The organism is Pseudanabaena sp. lw0831, from assembly GCF_016584665.1.
Classification (GTDB): domain Bacteria; phylum Cyanobacteriota; class Cyanobacteriia; order Pseudanabaenales; family Pseudanabaenaceae; genus Pseudanabaena.
The window spans coordinates 81,921-102,680 of sequence record NZ_BBJB01000085.1; the positions used below are offsets into that span (position 1 = coordinate 81,921).

The 20,760-nt window shown below is 40.6% G+C and carries 17 protein-coding genes, 1 tRNA gene and 1 pseudogene; 11 read left to right on the forward strand and 8 right to left on the reverse strand.

Annotated elements, in window-relative coordinates; translation table 11 throughout:
• Positions 1 to 44: 44 nt before the first annotated feature.
• Together APA_RS18335 and APA_RS18340 are read right to left on the reverse strand one after the other, a co-directional pair.
• Positions 45 to 4,307, reverse strand: a complete 4,263-nt coding sequence (locus APA_RS18335) for a response regulator (protein WP_201323696.1) — start codon at positions 4,305 to 4,307, stop codon at positions 45 to 47.
• 314 nt (positions 4,308 to 4,621) lie between these two features.
• On the reverse strand, positions 4,622 to 4,984 hold the full coding sequence (locus tag APA_RS18340; RefSeq protein WP_201323697.1) for a hypothetical protein: 363 nt from the start codon (positions 4,982 to 4,984) through the stop codon (positions 4,622 to 4,624).
• A 138-nt stretch (positions 4,985 to 5,122) separates the two neighbouring features.
• Here APA_RS18340 and APA_RS18345 point away from each other — a divergent pair, with 138 nt between their 5' ends.
• Positions 5,123 to 8,134, forward strand: coding sequence for an AAA family ATPase (locus APA_RS18345; protein ID WP_201323698.1), 3,012 nt, complete (start codon positions 5,123 to 5,125; stop codon positions 8,132 to 8,134).
• An 88-nt stretch (positions 8,135 to 8,222) separates the two neighbouring features.
• On the opposite strand, the gene APA_RS18350 is transcribed toward APA_RS18345, so the two are convergent.
• The 3 genes from APA_RS18350 to miaB all read right to left on the reverse strand — a co-directional run bounded on the left by APA_RS18350 (position 8,223) and on the right by miaB (position 11,171).
• Positions 8,223 to 9,377 carry a glycosyltransferase family 4 protein gene (locus APA_RS18350; RefSeq protein ID WP_201323699.1) on the reverse strand — a complete coding sequence of 385 codons (1,155 nt, stop codon included), beginning with the start codon at positions 9,375 to 9,377 and terminating at the stop codon, positions 8,223 to 8,225.
• A 292-nt stretch (positions 9,378 to 9,669) separates the two neighbouring features.
• Positions 9,670 to 9,741: transfer RNA gene (locus APA_RS18355), tRNA-Lys, on the reverse strand.
• Positions 9,742 to 9,818: 77 nt separating this feature from the next.
• Positions 9,819 to 11,171: a tRNA (N6-isopentenyl adenosine(37)-C2)-methylthiotransferase MiaB gene (gene miaB / locus APA_RS18360; protein ID WP_201323700.1), complete on the reverse strand. Its 1,353-nt coding sequence runs from the start codon at positions 11,169 to 11,171 to the stop codon at positions 9,819 to 9,821.
• 141 nt (positions 11,172 to 11,312) lie between these two features.
• Between miaB and APA_RS18365 the strand changes: the two genes are divergently transcribed.
• The 4 genes from APA_RS18365 to APA_RS18380 all read left to right on the forward strand — a co-directional run bounded on the left by APA_RS18365 (position 11,313) and on the right by APA_RS18380 (position 14,687).
• A complete protein-coding gene (locus tag APA_RS18365) occupies positions 11,313 to 12,248 on the forward strand; it encodes a GIY-YIG nuclease family protein (protein ID WP_201323701.1) in 936 nt (311 codons plus the stop codon).
• Positions 12,249 to 12,388: 140 nt separating this feature from the next.
• Positions 12,389 to 12,847: a hypothetical protein gene (locus APA_RS18370; protein WP_201323702.1), complete on the forward strand. Its 459-nt coding sequence runs from the start codon at positions 12,389 to 12,391 to the stop codon at positions 12,845 to 12,847.
• 273 nt (positions 12,848 to 13,120) lie between these two features.
• Positions 13,121 to 13,390 carry a DUF6745 domain-containing protein gene (locus APA_RS25605; protein ID WP_307837307.1) on the forward strand — a complete coding sequence of 90 codons (270 nt, stop codon included), beginning with the start codon at positions 13,121 to 13,123 and terminating at the stop codon, positions 13,388 to 13,390.
• Between the two features lie 153 nt (positions 13,391 to 13,543).
• Positions 13,544 to 14,687 (forward strand): IS3 family transposase gene (locus APA_RS18380; protein ID WP_374101331.1). Its coding sequence is split into 2 segments (ribosomal slippage): positions 13,544 to 13,819 and positions 13,821 to 14,687, totalling 1,143 coding nucleotides; the frame shifts between segments, so codons are not numbered across the junction.
• On the opposite strand, the pseudogene APA_RS25850 reads toward APA_RS18380, so the two are convergent.
• A pseudogene (locus tag APA_RS25850) lies at positions 14,688 to 15,038 on the reverse strand (BrnT family toxin).
• A gap of 292 nt (positions 15,039 to 15,330) precedes the next feature.
• Here APA_RS25850 and APA_RS18390 point away from each other — a divergent pair.
• From APA_RS18390 to APA_RS18415, 6 genes are all read left to right on the forward strand, one after another.
• The gene (locus tag APA_RS18390; RefSeq protein ID WP_201323705.1) at positions 15,331 to 15,549 is read left to right on the forward strand and encodes a hypothetical protein; all 219 of its coding nucleotides are present in this window, start codon (positions 15,331 to 15,333) and stop codon (positions 15,547 to 15,549) included.
• Entirely contained in the window at positions 15,549 to 15,971 is a 423-nt protein-coding gene (locus APA_RS18395; RefSeq protein WP_201323706.1) for a type II toxin-antitoxin system VapC family toxin, read from the forward strand. Before APA_RS18390 ends, APA_RS18395 begins: the two co-directional genes overlap by 1 nt.
• Before the next feature lie 155 nt (positions 15,972 to 16,126).
• On the forward strand, positions 16,127 to 18,067 hold the full coding sequence (locus tag APA_RS18400; RefSeq protein WP_201323707.1) for a hypothetical protein: 1,941 nt from the start codon (positions 16,127 to 16,129) through the stop codon (positions 18,065 to 18,067).
• A gap of 182 nt (positions 18,068 to 18,249) precedes the next feature.
• Complete coding sequence (locus APA_RS18405; RefSeq protein ID WP_201323708.1) at positions 18,250 to 18,474, forward strand: DUF433 domain-containing protein; 225 nt, start codon at positions 18,250 to 18,252, stop codon at positions 18,472 to 18,474.
• Positions 18,475 to 18,513: 39 nt separating this feature from the next.
• The gene (locus tag APA_RS18410) at positions 18,514 to 18,921 is read left to right on the forward strand and encodes a hypothetical protein (RefSeq protein WP_201323709.1); all 408 of its coding nucleotides are present in this window, start codon (positions 18,514 to 18,516) and stop codon (positions 18,919 to 18,921) included.
• A gap of 5 nt (positions 18,922 to 18,926) precedes the next feature.
• The gene (locus APA_RS18415) at positions 18,927 to 19,349 is read left to right on the forward strand and encodes an HNH endonuclease (RefSeq protein WP_201323710.1); all 423 of its coding nucleotides are present in this window, start codon (positions 18,927 to 18,929) and stop codon (positions 19,347 to 19,349) included.
• 13 nt (positions 19,350 to 19,362) lie between these two features.
• Here the strand turns inward: APA_RS18415 and APA_RS18420 are convergent, their stop codons facing one another.
• Both APA_RS18420 and APA_RS18425 read right to left on the reverse strand, forming a co-directional pair.
• Entirely contained in the window at positions 19,363 to 20,004 is a 642-nt protein-coding gene (locus tag APA_RS18420; RefSeq protein WP_201323759.1) for a type I restriction endonuclease subunit R, read from the reverse strand.
• A gap of 61 nt (positions 20,005 to 20,065) precedes the next feature.
• A complete protein-coding gene (locus APA_RS18425) occupies positions 20,066 to 20,752 on the reverse strand; it encodes an ABC transporter ATP-binding protein (protein ID WP_201323711.1) in 687 nt (228 codons plus the stop codon).
• Positions 20,753 to 20,760: the final 8 nt, after the last annotated feature.

Here is a 20,760-nt window from a genome sequence, read left to right on the forward strand (position 1 = left end):
AACCAATAAAGTTGTGTGGCGCGGCTCCGCCGCGCCACACAACTTTATTGGTTTGGGTTTAAGTGCAACGCGCTATGTGCTTTTTCTAAAGCTTGTATTAATTCCTTGATTTGAATAGGTTTGCTCACATAATCTTGCATCCCTGCTTCTAAACACATCTCGCGATCGCCTTGCATGGCATTGGCAGTTAGCGCAATAATCCAAGGCTTCTGGGTAAACTCGGCAACGATTCTTCTTGTGGCGGTTAATCCATCCATTTCTGGCATATATACATCCATCAGAATTACATCATAGTTTTGGCGATATATCGACGCTAAAACCTCTGTGCCATTAGCCACGACATCCACACGATATCCTAAGCGATTGAGAAAACGGGTAGCAATTTTTTGATTGACAATATTATCTTCGGCTAGCAGGATCTTCAAAGGGAATTTGTTGGCAAAATTTTCATCGAAAAGCGAAATGTCTTTATTTTTTGCTTGACTTCTAACTATGGAATGACGACTATAGAGCTTTAATAAAGAGTTATATAATTGCGATCGCTTAATTGGTTTGCTCAGACATGTAGTGATCGGGTCAGGACTGAAGAAATCACAACTGAAGGAATGAGAGAGTAAAATCATTGGCAGCGAGTTTGATTGCATTCGCATTAACTTTCTGATATCACAATTGTCGCACTTATCACTAGAATTATTTGCATTAATAGTGATTGGAATACTAGCATCAACAATTGCTAGATCAAATTGCTTGTCACTCTGTAGCCATGCGATCGCTTGCTCACTGGAGTTAGTTGCTAGCACTTCCATTTGTAATGTTTGAGCAAATATAGTTAAGCTTTCACGACTAATGTCATTATCTTCGAGAATTAATAGGCGTTTACCGACAAGACTCAAATCCCATCCTTCACGTACTGGTTCTTTTTTGTCGGCAACTGTAGATATCGTAAAAGTAAAAGTAGAACCAGATCCAACTTCGCTCTCCACAGACATCTCGCCTCCCATCAGTATGGTTAACTGGTTAGAGATCGCTAGTCCTAGACCTGTTCCACCATATTGGCGGGTTGTGGATGAGTCCACTTGGCTAAAGGGCTTAAATAGGCGAGCGTAGCGATCACTAGGGATGCCAATACCAGTATCTTTAACTGCAAATAGTAATTGATAATTTTGATGCTGCGGATCAATTTCTTTTACAGATACTTTTAACGTCACTGCTCCTTGAGTGGTAAATTTAACTGCATTGCCAAATAAATTAACTAATATTTGTCTTAAGCGGGTTATATCAGTGACAATCCATTCAGGCACATCAGTATCTATGCAGTAGGCTAGCTCTATCCCTTTAGTAATTGCGGTAGAAGCTAAAAGATCTAGGGACTCTTCGATACAATGCCGTAAGATAAAGGGATGAATATCTAATGTTAATTTCCCTGATTCAATTTTTGAGAAGTCAAGAATATCGTTAATAAGTGTGAGTAAATTATCTCCACTCGATCTAATGATTTCTGCAAATTCCTGTTGCTCAGAGTTAAGTTCTGTATCTAACAATAAACTTGTCATGCCAATCACCGCATTCATTGGCGTGCGAATTTCATGACTCATCGTGGCAAGGAATTCGCTCTTAGCGCGATTAGCTGTTTGGGCTGATTGCATTGCTTGTAACATTTCCATTTTTGCTTGCTGGCGTTCTAGATGCATGGCTAGAGAAGATGCCGAAATTCTCAATAGGCTAACTTCTACAGGATCGCGTAAGCGATCGCATAAGTAATCATGAAAGCTCAAAAAGCCCCAAAATTTTCCACTAACGACAATAGGCATCATTAAAATCGAGTTAATATTCTTGGATGTTAGAATTGGACTCTCAGCTTCAGAAATTGTCGATAAGGACTCATTGACGATCTCTCCATTGGCAAGACGCGACAACCATTGCAAATTAACGATTATTTGCTTAAATCTAGTCTGCACTGATTCTTCATGGAGACCTATATTTTCTGCAAACCAAGCGGAATGTAATTTGAGAGCAGGCTCATCAAATTGATCCTGCTCACAAATAAATAGCTTAATACTTGAAAAATCAGAAACTTTGCCCAGTATTCCTAAAATATTGCCATATTCTTGATATCTGATACTTTCGGTAAGTAGATGGCGCTGGATCTCGACGAGCATAGTGAGATAGCTTTCTCTTTTTTCCAGCGCCGCGATCGCAAGTTTGCGATCGGTAATATCTTTGTTTGTACCGACCATGCGAATTGGCTTATCTTGTTCATTCCACAAAGCTTTAGCTTGAGTTGATACCCATTTATAAGTGCCATCCTGACAGCGCAGTCGATATTCAGTTATATAGTGTTCAATTCTATGAGCAAAGTAATCTTCTTGTATCTGCAAAAGGCGATCTCGATCATCTGGATGAATCATATCTATCCAATCAACTGGTTTTTCATTGTCAATAATGGGGTTCATCCCTAACATTGTGCGCCAACGGTCTGAGCGAAATGTGACTCCAGTCTTGATATTCCAATCCCAAATACCATCATCGGCGGCTTGGCTCGCTAACTGCCATCTTTCTTCACTTTTAAGGAGTTCGGCTGTACGTTCTTTGATGCGTATTTCTAGGTTTTGATTTACTTCTTCAATTTCATGAAACTTCTCTTGGAGGGCGATCGCCATAACTTGGAAGTTATAGCCGAGGGCATCGATTTCCGTCAAATTACTGGAATGCCAAGTAAAATCTTTGTCTGTTGCTGGATTCTGCTGAAGATCTGTGGTCAGTCTCATTAATTTGGCGATCGGTCTTGCAAAACTGCGGCTTAGGAAATTTGCAGCTATCGTAGCTGGTAAAATAATTGCAAGTAAAATCGCGAGAATTTTGGTGTGCAGTTCTTCGAGGATATCAATGTATGAAACTGGAGACAAACGGACAACTAGACTCCAAGGAAGCTCATTACTAATCGTAACTTGCTGTAAATAATAAGACTTGCGCCAGCGAGTCATGGCTGACATGCCTTTTGCCTTTGGAAACCATTGGAACTGATCGATTCCAATAGTGTGAATTTCACCTCCCCGATCCAAATCAAAAAGCTGTTCAGTCAAAAAATCTGGAGAAGTACTAGAAATTATTTTATTCTGACGATCAATCAGAAAAGCCTCAGTTCTCAATGTTTTTGAATTCTCTATTAAAAAATTTTTAATATTAGAGATGTCCAAAGCTGCAATAACGATGCCATTAAAGCGATTGTTTTTGAAGATTGGGACAGCAACATCAATGTGCGGATAAGCTGTCATCTCATCAATGTGGATATCTCCAAAAACAATGCTCAAAGTTGATTGAACCTGCTGAAAGATATATTGCTTAACAGTAGTTTTACTGAGACTGGCTCTGGTTGAATCAGAAATATTGGGGAAAGCTGTCAAAATATTTCCTTCAATATCTGTAGTATGGATAGAGAGAAAGGTTGGTGTGGCTTTCCCTAGCGTAGTAGTGGCAAACTGTAATCGTTCTAGGTTTTCATTATCAGCACTGATTGCGGCTAACTCTCGGATGGTCTGTGAATTGCGTTGATGCCAAAATTTTAGATCTGTAGTAAGGGACGAAGTACTAGAAAGCAATTGACTATCAATTTCATGGTTAATATTTTGTAAAGACTGCGCCCCTGTCAAAATCGCGATCATGAAAATCGGCACAAAAACAAAGGCTAACAACAGATGAAATAGCATTTGCTGGATGGGCTGATCATGGCGATCTCCATGCCCTTTCTGAAACCATTGCTTTAGTGGCAGATAATTAATACATAAGCTAGCAATTAATGAGTTAAATGCGCCATTAATTACTTGCTTGAGAACTACTAGAACAACTGAGTTAAATCCAAATTTGAGAAAGAAAGCATAAAAAACGAAACATAAGGGTGCCCCTAAACATAGCCAATAGGAAAGCGCAAGCACGACGATGTTGCGCGATCGCCCTTTTTTTTCTTGATAACGTAGTCCAATCCCAATCCACAAGCTTTCTAAAATCAACAAAACTGCGGCATAGGGATGTCCCCATAGAAAATAAGTATAAGTACTGGCGATCGCAGAGACCAGCACCCCCATTGTGATCCCATAAAAATAGGTGGCGATCAGTACAAAAATGCTGCCGAACAAAAAATCAACACCAGAAAACAAAGGTAGTCGAAAATAATTCCCTAAATACCCTAGAGTCGAAAATAGTAAAAATACGAACAAATATTTCAGGATAAATTTACTTTTTAATTTAGCCTGAAATTTATCGTTGAAAAGTTTTCGTAGAAATGTGGCGATCGGCAAGAAGAAATTCATTAAATAATCACTACTCTTAGTCCATTTTAGCTTACAGAAACAAACCCTCTCTTAAATAGTGCAAAGCTACCAAGAACTCAAGTTCTTGGCTAAAAGCTAAAGTCGGTTGAAACCGACTGAAAAATTCAACCCGTTTCAACGGGTTTTAGCTCTTAGCCAGCACTTGAGTGCAGGGCATTCGCGATGTATGCAGATAAGCAGAAATGTTGTAGTAGGTGGTTGCCTTGCTTCGCTTCCAACAAGAGATTCATCATCTGCGTAAGGAAGCAGTTTTTTAGGTTGCGGCTTCGCCGCGCTATAAAAAAACTGGTTCCTTATGTGGAAGGGATTTTTATTTTGTTTGGTTGAGTGATGCTATTACCAAATACAGGCGTAGGATCTAAACCAGTAATCAAACGGAAATGTGTAGGAGAAATATGTGGAGCGATTGGCTTGTTTTCCCAACCTTTTAAAAGCTCGTGCGATCGCTCTAGAAATACAACACCGCGAATCAGAGGTGTAACTCGCCAACTTTCGATTAAAACTTCAACAAGCGCTAGTTCGATTTGTGGAGGTGCGTAGGCTTGCAATAGATCTTCCAAATATTCATCAAAATCTTCATCGTCATTGCCATCTAACTGATAGCTATCGACGATGTACTTTACTCTTTGGCGGCTAATTTCTTCCCATACTTCCATAACTCCCTCGGCTTTTATTGGCTATACCGCACCTATTAGGGGCTAAACTCTTGGTTATATAATGCATTATTATGATAATTAGATAACAATTAGTATAACTGTATCAGAAAGATTCTTACAAGCCAAATTTCATAACATATGATCCCTCAGAAATTACGATTAATAAATTTCTTGAGCTATCAACAATTAGCCTTAGATTTTAGTGGGCTACATGTTGCTTGTATTTGCGGTGCGAATGGGGCGGGAAAATCATCATTATTAGAAGCAATTTCTTGGGCGATTTGGGGTGCAAGCCGTGTGGCAAGCCAAGATGATGTAATTCATGTTGGCTCAAAAGAAGCACAAGTGGACTTTACCTTTATCGCAGGTGGTGAAGTCTATCGGGTAATCAGAACCCGATCGCGCAATAGTTCAACTTCTCTAGAATTTCAGGTGCAGAGTGAAGGAAAATTTAAATCCCTCACCGAGCGCAAGGTTCAATCGACTCAGCACACCATCATTTCGCACCTAAAAATGGATTACGAAACCTTCGTTAATTCCGCATATTTGCGTCAAGGTCGGGCTGATGAATTTATGCTGAAGCGTCCGAGCGATCGCAAACAGATTTTGGCGGATATGCTAGCTTTGTCGCAGTATGACGAGCTTGCCGAACGTGCCAAAGACATTGCGCGAACTAGCAAGGGTGAGTCAGCAGTTTTAGAGAATATGCTGGTACATCTGCGAGAACAAATTCAATCAGGAGAGGCGATCGCACCGCAGTTAGAAATTTTGCGATCGCAGTTAGTTGACTTGCAAGCATGGGAATCTCGCGATCGTCAACAATTGCAAGTTGTGGAAGAATTGCAGAAACAATATCAAAATGTGACCCAGCAACTAACTTGGCAACAACAACAGCAAGCTTCACTCACTGCCAATTTGGCGCAATCATCACGACAATTAGCCAGTCAGCAAAAACAATTGCAGCAATTAGAATCATGCTTGACAATGCGATCGCAGATTTTGCAGGACTATGAGCGCTATCAATTGCTATCAAACCAAGAATCAGAACTAGAACGTAAGTTTCAAAAGTATCAACATCTTTGCGATCGACGGGGAGAATTTAGTCATAAACTCGCGAGTTTGCAAAGTGAACTCAGGGGACAGTTAAGGGCTTATCAAGCGCAATTAGAGTCTCTATTGCAGCAAGACAGCGACTTGAAAGGGATTCTGAGCCGTACTAGGGAAATCGAAACTGCGATCGCCGAATTGCACAAAGCTAGGGCAGTCTTGCAAGAATTTGATCGTCTTCATTCTCAATCCACACCGCTAATCCATCGCCATCAAGTTCTCAAGCATCAACTGGAAAGAGAGCAGACCAAACTGGCTGCAAAACTAGAAGAATTAGTTGCTAAACGCGAACAATTATATTTACAAGTCAAGAATCACGATCAATTGTTGGCTAATGCCAAAGAGCTAGATCGGCAAATTGTTTTATTACAAAACAAACAAGTTTATCAACAGCGAGTTCATGAAAAAGGATTAGAACGCCGCGATTTTTTGGAGCGCTTAAAAACAAGATTGGCGGATAGTGAAGCTGCGTTTCATAAATTAGAATCAAAAATGCGTCAGTTAACTGTGCCAAATGCACCCTGTCCTCTATGCGATCGCCCTCTAGATGAAGCTCATTGGCAGCTAGTCCAGAAAAAGCATAAACAGGAATCTCGCGATTTGCAAGCCGATATTTGGGTAGTAAAAGAACAGCAAGCAGCCTCTAACTGTGAAATTGAAGTTTTGCGAGAAGAATATCGCGTTTTAAAAAAGGAACTCGCACCGCTTAATGATTTGATTCAGCGTAAAGGAACTTTGCAGGAAAGGCTCAAAGCGATCGCGGAGGCAAAGCAAAAGCTAGCGCTAATTGATGCCGAGATTGTGGATTTAGGCGATCGCCTTCAGACGCAAAACTATAGCCGTGAAGCATGGGATGAGATGGAACTCATCGATAAAAATATTTATAAATTTGCTTACGACGAAAAAAATCATGCGCTTGCCCGTGGCGATGTTGAACGTTGGCGATGGGCAGAAATCAAACAATCAGAATTAAAAAATGCTCAGCGTCAAGCCGATAATTTATCTCAAAAAATTCCTGATCTACAAACCAAAATCAATCACTTGCAAGATCGGCTCACTAAAAATCTGATTGATTTAGAAGTGCAGCATGAACTCGAACAATGCGATCGCACTCTTACACAGTTAGCCTACGATCCTGATCGACATCAACAACTCCGCGCTCAAAAACAAGAACTCACGCCATCATTATTGCGCTATCAAGAACTCACTCGTGCCGAGCAGGAATATCCTGAGCTTCAGCAACAAGTTCAGCATTTACAACAGACTCAAAACGTTAATCAACAAGAATTACAAAATATCACTGCTCAAATTTCCCAATTACAGTCACAGGTCAAAACTGTACATGGTGATCATGCACAGGAAATTCAATCTTTGCGTCAAAATTTACAAAACTGGCGATCGCAAATGGATGCTCTCCTCGCTCAAATTGGCAGCCTTCAGCAACAACAACAACAACTAGAGCAAAGTCGCCAACGCGAACAAGAAACGCTCTCTCAAATCGAAGTAGCCCGTCAACGCCAACGCATCCACACGGAACTCTATCAAGCCTTTGGTAAAAATGGCATTCAATCCCTGATGCTAGAAAATGTGCTGCCGCAAATCGAAGTAGAAGCCAATCAAATTCTCGCTCAACTTAGCGATCGCCAATTAAATGTGAGATTTATCACCCAAAAATCTGGTAAAAAAAGCGATCGCATTATCGAAACTCTCGATATTGAAATTGCTGATACTAAAGGCACTAGACCCTATGAGACCTATTCTGGCGGTGAAGCATTTCGGATTAATTTTGCGGTACGTCTAGCCCTCTCCCGCGTACTTGCCCAGCGCAAAGGCAGCACTTTGCAAACCCTGATTATTGATGAAGGCTTCGGCAGTCAAGACCAGTTAGGTTGCGATCGGCTTGTGAGTGCAATTAATGCGATCGCGCCAGATTTTGAGTGCATTTTAGTAATTACGCATATGCCACAAATGAAGGAATCCTTTAACACATTGATTGAAGTGTCGAAGGGTGAGGAAGGCTCAACCGTGCAATTAGTAGGTTAGTTACAGCACTTTGCGCTCAAACTCAAACCAAAAAATTTTTAAAAGTGTTGCAAAGCAACACTTTTAAAAATTTTTTGCTTCTATATTTCTAGAATGCGCTAGCCCGAACCCATTGCTGACTCATGGTTTGCTCGTAGAGGACTTCTAAGCGATCAATATTTTTTACCAACGTATAGCGATCTAAAACCCTTTGCCTTGCCTTAATTCCAATAATCTTAGCCATCTCGGGATGATCGACAAATAGTGGTAAAAGCGTGCAAAGCTGAGAAGTAACCCTATGAGAATCAAGAATAATCCCTGCTCCATTCTCAATTACTTCACCATCAGCGCCTACATCCGTAGCGATGCAAGCAACTCCACAAGACATCGCCTCTAATAACGATAGAGACAAACCTTCCACTAGTGAAGGTAAGATAAATACATCAGTGCCGCGCAAAATCTCAATACGCCTTTGCTCATCAGCAATATATCCCATCCAGACAATGCTGGGATCGTGACCATAAAAAGTCTTTAAACCTGCCAATAAAGGACCAGTCCCAACGATCGCAAGTTTGCAACCTTCAGGCATTCGACATTTGCGCCATGCCTTGAGCAAAGCTTCGACATTTTTCTCGGCAGCTAGTCGCCCTTGATAGAGGAAAAGCACATCAGCATTTAGTTCAGCCTTAATATTTGAAGCCCCTGGGGAATAGCGATCGCTATCAACTCCATTGGGAATGACAGCAATTCTGGTATTGGGAACTCCTAATTTATTCAGAAGTTCTTTTTGAATATTAGAAAAGATAATAACTTGATTGTAGTCAGCTAACGATGGTGCGTAAATTTGATAGGTGAGTTGCTGTGTACTAGAGGCAAGGTTCCGCCGTTTGAGATCAAAAGGTTGATGAAATGTAGCTACGAGGGGTAAATCGAGTTCGGCACAAATTTCTGGCAATCGAAAATCGAGAGGAGATATGGCAAGGGATGCATGAATAATATCGGGCTTAAGCGATCGCAAAGAATCAACGAGAATCTTATTTGCTCTTAGAGAAGGAACTGTGTAAATTGTGGATTTGTAAAAAAATGGTAAAGCGACATCCTGATTCTCTTGAGCATGTTCTTCTTCATGCTCTGAATCACTCTCTGGGGCAAAATGCATAAAGCTGACACGATGTCCGCGATCGAGTAACGCATTTGTAATTTCGCGACTATAGGTCACGTTGCCACAAGCAGGCGATTTTTTACCTAACCATGCAATATGCATGAACTACACCACATTATTTCCAGACGTATAATACCAAAACTAGTGGCGGCGCGAAGTGTCAACACTATCTTTTCAGTAATTCTCATCATGAGGGTTTGCAGCACCGTAGGCACTACAAACCCCAAAATCGGTTTTGATGAAGGTGTGCCGACAGCACACCTTCATCAAAACCGATTTTCATAATGAGAATAGCTGGTATGCCCTTCCCAGTGAAGAATTAGGGGGAAGGGCGTATCTTTTGGCGCTAAAAAGAATAGCCAGCACTAAGTGCTAGCTATTCTTCGTTATTTTATGGGTTGCCCGGGATTTGAACCCGGAACAAATCGGTTAAAAGCCGAGTACTCTACCGTTGAGTTAGCAACCCATTTGAGCAATGATCGTAAACTTTTATATGCGTTTCGCAGATGTGTTTTTTACGCGCTTGGCTAGTCTAACATGCTTTTAGCAAATTACACCAGTCAAACTAAATGGTCTTACTTCAGTAATTCTTATAGAAAGAGTTTGACCAATTAGCTCAGCTAATGGTTTACCCGTGTTGTTCTCGGTGAAGGCAATCCGATTGGTGCGCGTGCGTCCCATAATTTGCAAAGGATTTTTGTGGTTTGTCCCTTCGATCATGATCTCTTCGGTGCGCCCTGCATAACGGTTAGAACGCTCAGCAGCATTTTGATTAACGGCATGATTAAGACGCTGAAGGCGATCGCTTTTGACCTCTTCACTTAACTGATTTTCCCAAACTGCCGCAGGTGTACCTGGGCGAGGTGAATAAGCCGCCGTATTTACCAAGTCAAAGCCAATGTCGTTAACTAGCTGCACAGTGCGCTCAAATTGCTCTTCAGTTTCCCCAGGAAAAGCCACGATCGCATCGGCAGTAATCGCCGCATCGGGCATAATCTCGCGAATGTCATCAATAATGCGGCGGTAGCGCTCATGGGTATAGCCCCGCGCCATCGCCTTGAGGATATCGTTGTCGCCCGACTGAAAAGGAATATGAAAATGTTCGCAAACCTTTGGCAGTTCAAAACAAGCTTTGATCAAGCGTGGGCTGAAGTATCGAGGGTGACTGGTGGCATAACGAATGCGATCGATCCCCTCAATGTCATGGACGTAATAAAGCAGATCTGTAAATGTGATTTTGCCGCCGATGCCTGCACCAATACCACCTGCTGGAAGGTCGCGCCCATAGGCATCGATGTTTTGACCGAGCAAGGTAATTTCTTTGTAGCCCTGCGCCGCGAGATTTTCAATTTCTTTACGGATGGATTCAGGCGATCGCGATTGTTCTCTACCTCTTACCGCAGGCACGATGCAATATGTACAGTTTTCGTTGCATCCATAAATAATATTCACCCAAGCGGAAACAGCACTATTACGGCGTGGTGTGGTGATGTCTTCTTCGATATAGGCTTCATCGGTGGCGACTACTTGATTGCCATTAAATACTTGTCCCAACAGATCGCCAAGACGATTAACATGCTGGGGTCCCATGACTAGATCGAGTTCAGGAACGCGCCGCATTAGGGCTTCACCTTCTTGCTGGGCGACACAACCCGCAACGACGAGGGTTAATTTCGGATTTTCGCGTTTGCGCTTGGCTTGTCTGCCTAAGTACGAATAAACTTTTTGCTCGGCATTGTCACGAATGCTGCAAGTGTTATACAAAATCAAGTCGGCTTCTTCGGTCTCTTCGGTTGACTGGTAGCCCATGTTTTCTAATACGCCTGCCATGCGCTCAGAATCCGCTTTGTTCATTTGGCAGCCGAAGGTGATGATGTGATATTTCTGAGCAGTCATGAAAGTGTTTAACCAAGCCGAAATTATTGCTGTCCTATTCTAATATCTTTCAGCATGGATTGTCATAATCTATGGGAACCACAACTAAAAGGTTATATTTTGGGATTGAAATTGAAATAGTCGATTAGTCAAATAATAGGGATGTTACAAGAATTTATTACGTTACCAAGTTTGAAACTGTTAGAGAGGCAAAGATTACCAGAATGTTCTGCTATTTACTTTGTGATCTCGCGCGATCAGGTTCTCTATGTTGGCTTAGCAACAAATTTGAGGAGCCGTTGGCAAAACCATCATCGTCTAACACAACTTGAAGCGGTCAACAAAAGATCTGAAGTCAAATTGTTTTGGCTTGTTTGCACTCAGAATCAACTTAATGATCTTGAGAGTCAGTACATTGAGCATTACTGTCCAATTTTGAACCAAACAAAAGTCCCAGAGCGACAAATTGTACCAAGTTTTCAGATGCTTACTCAGTCTTTAAAAAAATTGAATGAGCGTATACTAGGTTTTGGGATATGTGCTGCTGATAACCAACGATTGACAACATTAATTTTTGGATACTTGGCTGACTACAGAGAAGTACGACTCGCAACAACTAATCTTCGCAAGACTTTACAGGCAATTACAAGAAAGCCAAACAGTTTATTTAGATGGACAGAAGTTGTTCGACGCAGAGACGGCGCTCATTGGGTGACAAAATGTAACGGGGTTGAAATCCACTTACTCCCTTGGTTTGAAGAGAGACTTATGCATAATCCTAGTATGTATGAGGTTATGATAGAGAGACGCTTTGGTTCGTTTACCTCAATTCCCATGCCTGAGTACGAGTCTATGCGGCAGGATGTAAGATCAATGTCTTTCAAAGAAAGGTTGCAATTGGCACGTAGTTCAGAAATTGGTCAAAAACTATTTCCATTAGAGTGTGGGGCGCAATTTCGTAACATCAGTGGAGTTGAAATACTTTGTTTAAGTGATATTCAACTCCAATCTTTATTATCAAAGCATTCTTATTTACAGGATAAGTATCCCAAAATATTCGCCATTGAAAGCGATCCAGTCCCAATGTTAGTTTTTTAAAACGATTTTCTCGAGGTGACAATCCAATCCATTAGGAGCGATCATTGTTGGATGTAACGATCGCAATTGTCGCGAGATATATTTAAACGCAAAACCTAGTGTTTGGGAGAATGTGATTATATGGAGCTTTGGATTTCTGTATGTTTGTAAAACAATTTCTTGTCTTCGCGTTTGTTTTGCCAATAATGATTAGTTGCTCCAAGTCAGGAGTCATCGAACAGAGAATAGGCGATCGCGTAAATGCATGTAAGCTGACAGAAGCTTGCATCATTAAAATCAAAGAATTGACAGACTTTCAATGGGATAAAATGTATGTGTTTACGAGTGGAGCTAGAAATGAGCATATAGACAAAGCTCTTGGGATAAAATACCCTGATCTTATTGAATTTACTAGGCTTATGGTTTTTACCAAAGACGGAAAAATTGTACATCGAGAAGAACAACCAACAGATATAGAGGGCGTTGTCAATGGTCAGGTTGATTTTCAAGGGTCATACATAGATCGATATAGTTTGTATCTTTCTGATACCGCCTTGTTCAGAGCAGAAAGGATAGAGTTTAAGGAAGGGAGATATTATAAATTGACACAGATGAAATAATTCTTTATCGAAATGTTTAAAGTTGACTAACATTTGTGTGAAGCGATCGCTATGCCTAAATAATCATCATGGGATCTAATATTTTGTGGGACTGGGTGCGAATCAGAGACTGTCAAGCAAACTGTGTAAAGTCTAGAAGCTAGAATTGGAGACGATCCTCTTCGAGGATCGCAAAGCGATTAAGTGCAGGTTTCCAATCGCGAATCGGTATAGTCCATTTCTTAGAAACATGTAGTTCTTTGCGAATATTCGTCTGTTTTGGTGTTAGTAATTGTGTGTCTAGATTGTCTCTCTGTATGCTTCCTAGGCTTTACACAATCTGCTTTACACTCGCGTATTTCCGTCTTAAAATGCAAATACGACCACAATTTGTGGAATATGTATCAAATACTCTTTCAAGAATGTGACTGGATATTTCCTTTTGAAAATATTTGCTTGATTTGCGATCGCCCAACTCAAATTTCTTTCAGTGTTAGACATCACTTGTGCATGAACGCTGAGCCAATCATGCAATTTAGTGATGGCTTTAAGGTGTTTGAATGAAAGAGAGTTGTAGCGCTAAACGCTGCAACTCTCTTGTGGTTTAGTCGATAAATGCATAGGTCAAGATGGGTTAGAACTATTAACAGTATAATGCTCCCTATAAATCGGACAGGAGATTAAGATAGAAAAGCTGCCAGAAATCACGAAGAAAGTATGGAGAAAATAAAAATAATGCAACGAAAAAAACACAGTGCAGAATTCAAAGCCAAAATAGCGCTGGAAGCAGCGAAAGGATTGAAAACAATCAACGAAATAGCAGGAGAAGCCGAGGTACACCCAACCCAAGTGACTCTATGGAAGAAACAACTGCTAGATGAAATGCCAAGCCTATTTGCCAGTGGTCGAGGACAGCAAGAAAAAAAGGAGGAAGATTTGACAGGCGCACTGTATCAACAAATCGGTCAGCTCAAGGTAGAACTGGACTGGATGAAAAAAAAATCTGGTCTTAGCCGTAGCTGAGAAGAAAGAATTGATTGAGCCAACGCATCGATCAATCTCGATTGCTCGACAGTGCGAACTATTGGGACTAGCAAGGTCTAGTTTTTACTATGAACCGAAACCCGAAAGTGAGCAAAATCTAAAGCTGATGCAGATGTTAGACAAACAGTTCACTACAACACCATTCTACGGTGTCCGCAGAATGACGGCTTGGCTTGCCACACAAGGTGAAGCCGTCAACCCTAAACGAGTCAGGCGATTGATGAGAGAGATGGGTTTAGAATCGATCTATCCCAAACCAAATCTCAGCAAAGCTAAAGACAACGTAAGGAAGTACCCGTATCTTTTAAAGGAGCAAGAAATAACAGTCCCCAACCAAGTTTGGAGTACAGATATTACCTACATTTCACTACCGCAAGGACATATCTATTTGGTCGCCGTAATCGATTGGTACAGCAGGTATGTACTATCTTGGGAGTTATCTAACACCATGGATGTTACCTTTTGCCTCAGTGCTTTGGATCGGGCTTTGACTCAGAATACACCCAAGATCTTTAACACCGATCAGGGTAGTCAATTTACCAGCTTAGCTTTCACCAGCAGATTAGAGCAGAAAGGAATAGCCATCAGCCAAGATGGGCGAGGTCGAGCCTTAGACAATATCTTTGTAGAGCGGTTGTGGCGATCGGTGAAGTATGAGGAGGTGTACCCCAAAGCTTACACATCGGTCAAAGAGGCGATGCAGGAGTTGGATAAATATTTCCACTTCTACAACAATGTAAGACTGCATCAGTCTTTGGACTATCAAACTCCTGCAACAGTTCATTTTAAACAACCTAACAAGGAGGTTCATATGTAGTTATTTTGATTGCCTTTTGTCGATGCAGCTTTTTATCTTAACTTTTATACTTTTTTGTCTTGACAATGGGGAGCGCTTTATTTCACCTAGATATTTTTTGGTGGCTTTGCGACTGGGGATAATTGTTTTTAAGAAGATTCCTTCTTCAGATTCAACGAAAGGGACTAACTAAACATATCCTTCAACGATAACGGCAGATATTTTTTGATTGGGATAGCGTTCTTGATTGGGATGATCAAAAATTTCAATTTCATCACCAGACTGAATATGAAATACGATTTCCTCAAAGCTAATACCACGCTCTTGTTGAAGTAGTTTGTTCTTGTCGGGATTCCAAGAGTAAAATTTCATTTTTGGGATATGCCCGTGTGTTCAAGTAGCTTTTGATGAGTTACGACAGGCTATGCGATCGCCTTGAGCGTTGGTAATGTTTCGTTTTTGGAGTTCCAGCATAAGCTTAGTATCTATGAGTTTTGCTTATTATAGCTTTACTCGTTTGGGCTGATCGCCTCTTGTCATCATCAAGCGCGATCGCAAACAGCACCTTTCAGACAAAAGTTGAGTGAGGCGGGAATCTGCGATCATGTCCCTATTATTGATTTGGGCTATAATTAATTGCAAATTTACTGTTCTAAAATTTATTATGTCTCCATCTAAAGTTGAAGAACGTCTATCAAAACTTGAAGCTGAAGTTACGCAATTAAAGATATCTTTATTGAATAGTACAAATACTATCAAGCCTTGGTGGGAGAATATCGTGGGTACATTTGCTGATGATCCTAGTTTTGAAGAAGCGATCGCGATCGGTAGAGAATATCGTCGATCTTACAAAGATTTATTTGATCCATCTGAGGTCGAATAATGTATCTTTTGGACACAGATCATCTGAGCATTCTTGAGCGTAGTGGGGATATTGCTCAAAGGATTATAAGTAGACTTGTTATACTTTCCCCTGAAGATATTAATGTTACGGTGGTTACTTACGAGGAGCAAACTCGTGGTTGGTTGGGCTATATCGCTAAGGCTCGTAACTTAGAAGAGCAAATCATTGCCTATCGTAAGCTAGAAATGCATATTGCGACTTTTTCAAAGCTTAAGGTGATTGGATTTGACAGTGAATCAGCAGCTATTTTTAAGCGAATTCGCGCTGAGTATCCGAGGTTGGGAACGATGGATCTTAAAATTGCAGCGATCGCTATTTCTAAAGGGGCAACTCTGTTAACGCGCAATCTGTCTGATTTTGAAAATATTGCTAATTTGCAAGCGGAAGATTGGACAAGTTAGCCGATCGCCTTTTGTTATCATCAAGCGTGATCGCTTTGTCCCCGATGTAATATGTTTGCTATGCCATCACAAGCTAGATAGCTGAGTTAGAATAATTAAATTGTTAAAATATTTTTTTAGCTAGTTAATTTTTTTGTAATTGGATATAGTTACTAGTGCTACAAAAGATCTATTGGTTAAAACATATTCAAAGTGAGAATATCCAAGATACCCAAGAGTTTAGGACTATTTTTTGTAACCATGAATTTCCACATCTGACATTCTTGAGTCCAGCTTTTCTTATTGTTGGTGGAGGGATAATCTCTAATACTTATGCTTGGACATTAGCCATTAATAATTACTCGATTTTTGTTGGCGCTGGTTCATCTCCAACACCTGTAGATGCAATATGTAAGCAAATTAGGCTCCTCTTGATCCTACGAATGAATTTGTTTTTTGCTGAGTCCCCAGAAGAGGTTGACCAACACTGTAATAAAAAACACTCGGCAGGAAAGAGAATCTTACCTGATATGTTCAGGGACACATCAAATTTACGACATGAAGAGATAGAAGCACTTAATTCTTGGCTTCAGAAAACTTTATCAATACCTCGAAAACAATACCTTACAATCTGCCAAGCTCTTACTGCATATGAACGTGCTCTTCATGTTCTCTCCAGCGATCCTACACTTTCATATTCATTACTTGTGTTTGCACTCGAAGCATTAGCAAATGGGCATCCAGCTTATCAAGCTACTTGGGATAATGTGTCTAATGCATCAAGAGATAAGATTGATAATCTTTTACAAGATGAACGTATTTCTCCACTCGATGAGACTTGGACTGATGATCTACGGAGAGTTTTGGTGGATATCGTACAGCCAAAGGCTACAAAAAGATTTACTGATTTTGCACTCGATCATATTCCCCCAGATCTGTACAAAGCATCAAATAGTAATTCAAAATCACAATTACGACGTTCACGAATTCGCAAAAATATTGAGAATGCTTATGATTTGAGATCTTCTTTCTCTCATGCCTTAGAACTACTCCCTCAATTCCTGATAGATGAATCGGAACGTGCTGAAGAGGTTGAATCGATTGATATAAAAGATAAAAAGGTTAAAACATCATATTTAACTTTAAGAGGATTATTTCGAGTAGTCCGTTCTATTATACTAGAGTTTATTGAGAAACAAGAAACTATCGATCTTCGTTTTCATCCTTGGATAGAGGAATCAGATGATAGCATAATCAGGTTAAATCGTAATCCAGCATACCTCCGCGTGGAAAGACCTGATGACAAGCTTCACATTATTCCATCTGAGAATGCTCAAAACTGGTTTGAAGACATCCTTGTTATTTACCAAGACAACTACATTGAAAGACTTCATGAACAGAGGTCAAAAAATCAAGCAGACTTAGACTTGATTATGGGTATAGCTACCTCAGGTTCTATGGCAGGTAGGGCAGTCTTCCGCTTTGATCCCAATCCATCTTATGACTGGAAAGCTCTTAAAGAACAAGCTCTAGGTCTAATTAGTAGCTCTAAGAAATCTGACAAGAAATATCTTCAAGCCATTACTCTACTTTGTACTCATCTCGAAATGATAAATAGTTACGAAGAAGTTTGGTCTGTGTGTGTCACATTTGTTGAATTAGGTCATTTGATAAAAACATCAAACCCATATCAGCATTTTTTTATAACCTATGCTTATTATTTCCTCTCTAACAAATGTGAAACACTACCAGTTTGGGATACTATTTTAAAGAAAAGCACTTTTGGAGATAGAATACAAGAACTTCAGCGTTTCATTGTGGATGTTATTCATGACAAGACACAGGATTGGAAAGGAAAACAAGCTGAAGCCCTTGTTCTACAACACTTCAAGACAACCAAATTCTTTATCCCAATTCGTATAGAAATAGCATGTATGCTTGAAATTGCTAGACTATTCCAAAACGAAGGAGCAGATGAAGAACGGAAAAAGTGGCTAAATGATGCATATGAAGATGCATCATTATATCCAAGTCTTCAAACTTCAATACAAAGTGCACTAGAGTCTGACAACCTTGAAGTTAGTCCACAAGAAATCTTATTTATTCCTAATATGTAAATCAATTATTCTCAAAGTTTTTGTATAGTTGTTTGCACTTGCCCTCTTTTGGAAGCATAAACTATTCAGAAAGTATGGCTGAAACAGTTGTTTTGAAAATACCAGAAGCATTGTATCAACGCCTAGCTATGCAATACCATACAACCCATTTATACTAGAAAAAGTGTTAGGTAAATACTCAAATGCTAGAACTACTTACAAGAATTACCGTTAACCCCAAACAATGTGGCGGCTGTCCTTGCATTCGTGGCATGAGAATTCGCGTTTCAGACGTTCTCGACTTATTTGTAGCTGGTCTAAGTGCTGAAGAGATATTAGAAGAAATGCCTGACTTAGAAAGAGATGACCTAAAACCAGCACTAGTTTATGCCTCCCGTAAACTCAACCATCCCGTATTAGTCGCATGACCATCTAGAGTGATGCCCATTTATAAATTGAGAAAAAATATGTCTGAAACCGTTACCTTACAAATACCAGAAGCATTATACCAACGCTTAGCGATCGCGGCTGGAGCTACCCATCGATCGCTAGAAGACATAATTTTACAAGCCTTACAAATTGGTAGCCCACCAACATGGAAAGACGTACCCGAAGAATTTCAAACCGACCTTGCCAGCTTAGATCGACTTGATGAAGATTCACTATGGCAAATTGCCCGTAGCCAAAAAACTCAATTAGAAATGGAACGCTACGAATCCCTATTGTCAAAACAACAAGATACATCACTTACTGATTCCGAAAGATTGGAATTAGATGACCTGCGTAAAGATAGCGATCGCTTTATGTTACGCAAATCCCAAGCTGCCGCGATCCTCAAATGGCGCGGACATAACGTTTCTAGACTAGCAGGGTAGATTTTGTGTCAGGCTATATTTCTCAAAATCTGCGATCGCAAATAGAATCAATTGACCGTAAGCGTTGCTGCTATTGCCTCACAACCGAAGCAAATAGCGGTATGCCCATGACAATCGATCATATTCAACCAGTTTCAAAAGGAGGACTGAATACAACTGAAAACCTATGTCTTGCCTGTCGAACTTGCAATGAATATAAATCTGACACCACAGAAGCGATCGATCCACTAACAGGCGAACTTGTAGCCTTATTTAATCCACGACAACAAAATTGGAAGGAGCATTTTCAATGGAATAATGATGCCTCTCAAATTGAAGGTTTAACAGTGATCGGACGTGTAACGGTTATCGCTTTACGGATGAATAATGCTGTCATTGTCGCTACTCGTAAACGTTGGTTTGCAATTGGTTGGCATCCACCAAATTGAACTGTAAAAAACATCAAATTTCTATTTCTGCAATTTTGCGTAAACCTCGCCATGCCACCTCTAACTCACCCTGATTAACCAGAGGAGACAAAACCTGAGACATTCCATATTGTTTACCCTCTAGCTTCACAAACACAATATCATCACCATTAGTCAACATCGCAAAAGTCGGGCGATTCCCTGCGGGATGCGTACCGCCGCCATTTGGACTAGCCATCAAATAAGCAAGAGTTTGCGGCAAAGCAGACCAAACCGAAAGCATTGTTTTCTTTGACTCTAAAACGATGATCCAAATGCGATCGCGCAATACCAATACGTCGATGCGTCCCTGTAGAGTTTCTTCACTATCCGCTATCTCGATCATTACAGACTCTTTCGCCTTGAGAAGAAATGGAGGATCGTATAAACCAGTAATCGTTAGCAATGGAGAAACCAGCAACAACATCACCGTACTTTCTAGTAAATGTCCACCAGAGCGATGATAAATATAACGCCGCCATAGAACTTCTAAACTAGCGCGATCGCCAGCCTTGATCTCAGGAAGTTGGTCATACCATTCTGTAAAAAAATTCTTTGATTCACTACGACTCAAGCCAAACTTTTGTTCTGCATCAACGATCGTGGTGACAGTCTCAGTAACGGCTAGTGTTTGCATAGTCATACTTTGAGTTATTACTTAGATTTACGCTAACATAGCGATCGCTAGAAACCAATGCTCATTTGAGAGCCAATACCTGTTCTGCTTTAACGATCAAACCATCTTGAATCCGAATAATACGGCGAGTTCTTTCCGCAACATCATGCTCATGGGTAACGAGAACAATCGTAATTCCCTGTGAATTTAACTCTCCTAATAGTTCCATTACCTCATGGGATGTATGGGTATCTAGCGCTCCCGTCGGTTCATCCGCCAGAATTAACGCAGGACGATTAGCTAAAGCACGCGCGATCGCCACCCTCTGTTGTTGTCCACCCGATAGTTGATTAGGCCGATTGGACATGCGATCGCTCAGTCCGACTTTTGTTAAGGCTTCAGTGGCGAGGCGATGACGTTTTTCTTTAGGGATATTGGAATAAATCATCGGCAGCATCACATTCTCGATCGCACTTGAGCGTGATAGCAAATTAAATTGCTGAAACACAAACCCAATGCGCCGATTACGAATAAATGCTAATTCATCATCGTTATAAGTCGTCAGTTCCCGATCTTCGAGATAGTATTTGCCAGATGTAGGGCGATCGAGACAGCCGATAATGTTCATCAGTGTCGATTTACCCGAACCTGACATTCCCATAATCGCCGCATATTCTCCTGATTTAATCTCTAAATCAATACCTTTAAGAATTGGCACATCAACTTCACCAAGGCGGTAAGCTTTGCGGATATTTTCTAAACGAATCATTTTGTTAA

Coding starts and splice junctions, on each gene's coding strand:
- APA_RS18335 (WP_201323696.1), bottom strand. CDS start 4,307: ATGAATTTCTTCTTGCCGATCGCCACATTTCTACGAAAACTTTTCAAC.
- APA_RS18340 (WP_201323697.1), bottom strand. CDS start 4,984: ATGGAAGTATGGGAAGAAATTAGCCGCCAAAGAGTAAAGTACATCGTC.
- APA_RS18345 (WP_201323698.1), top strand. CDS start 5,123: ATGATCCCTCAGAAATTACGATTAATAAATTTCTTGAGCTATCAACAA.
- APA_RS18350 (WP_201323699.1), bottom strand. CDS start 9,377: ATGCATATTGCATGGTTAGGTAAAAAATCGCCTGCTTGTGGCAACGTG.
- miaB (WP_201323700.1), bottom strand. CDS start 11,171: ATGACTGCTCAGAAATATCACATCATCACCTTCGGCTGCCAAATGAAC.
- APA_RS18365 (WP_201323701.1), top strand. CDS start 11,313: ATGTTACAAGAATTTATTACGTTACCAAGTTTGAAACTGTTAGAGAGG.
- APA_RS18370 (WP_201323702.1), top strand. CDS start 12,389: ATGTTTGTAAAACAATTTCTTGTCTTCGCGTTTGTTTTGCCAATAATG.
- APA_RS18390 (WP_201323705.1), top strand. CDS start 15,331: ATGTCTCCATCTAAAGTTGAAGAACGTCTATCAAAACTTGAAGCTGAA.
- APA_RS18395 (WP_201323706.1), top strand. CDS start 15,549: ATGTATCTTTTGGACACAGATCATCTGAGCATTCTTGAGCGTAGTGGG.
- APA_RS18405 (WP_201323708.1), top strand. CDS start 18,250: ATGCTAGAACTACTTACAAGAATTACCGTTAACCCCAAACAATGTGGC.
- APA_RS18410 (WP_201323709.1), top strand. CDS start 18,514: ATGTCTGAAACCGTTACCTTACAAATACCAGAAGCATTATACCAACGC.
- APA_RS18420 (WP_201323759.1), bottom strand. CDS start 20,004: ATGCAAACACTAGCCGTTACTGAGACTGTCACCACGATCGTTGATGCA.
- APA_RS18425 (WP_201323711.1), bottom strand. CDS start 20,752: ATGATTCGTTTAGAAAATATCCGCAAAGCTTACCGCCTTGGTGAAGTT.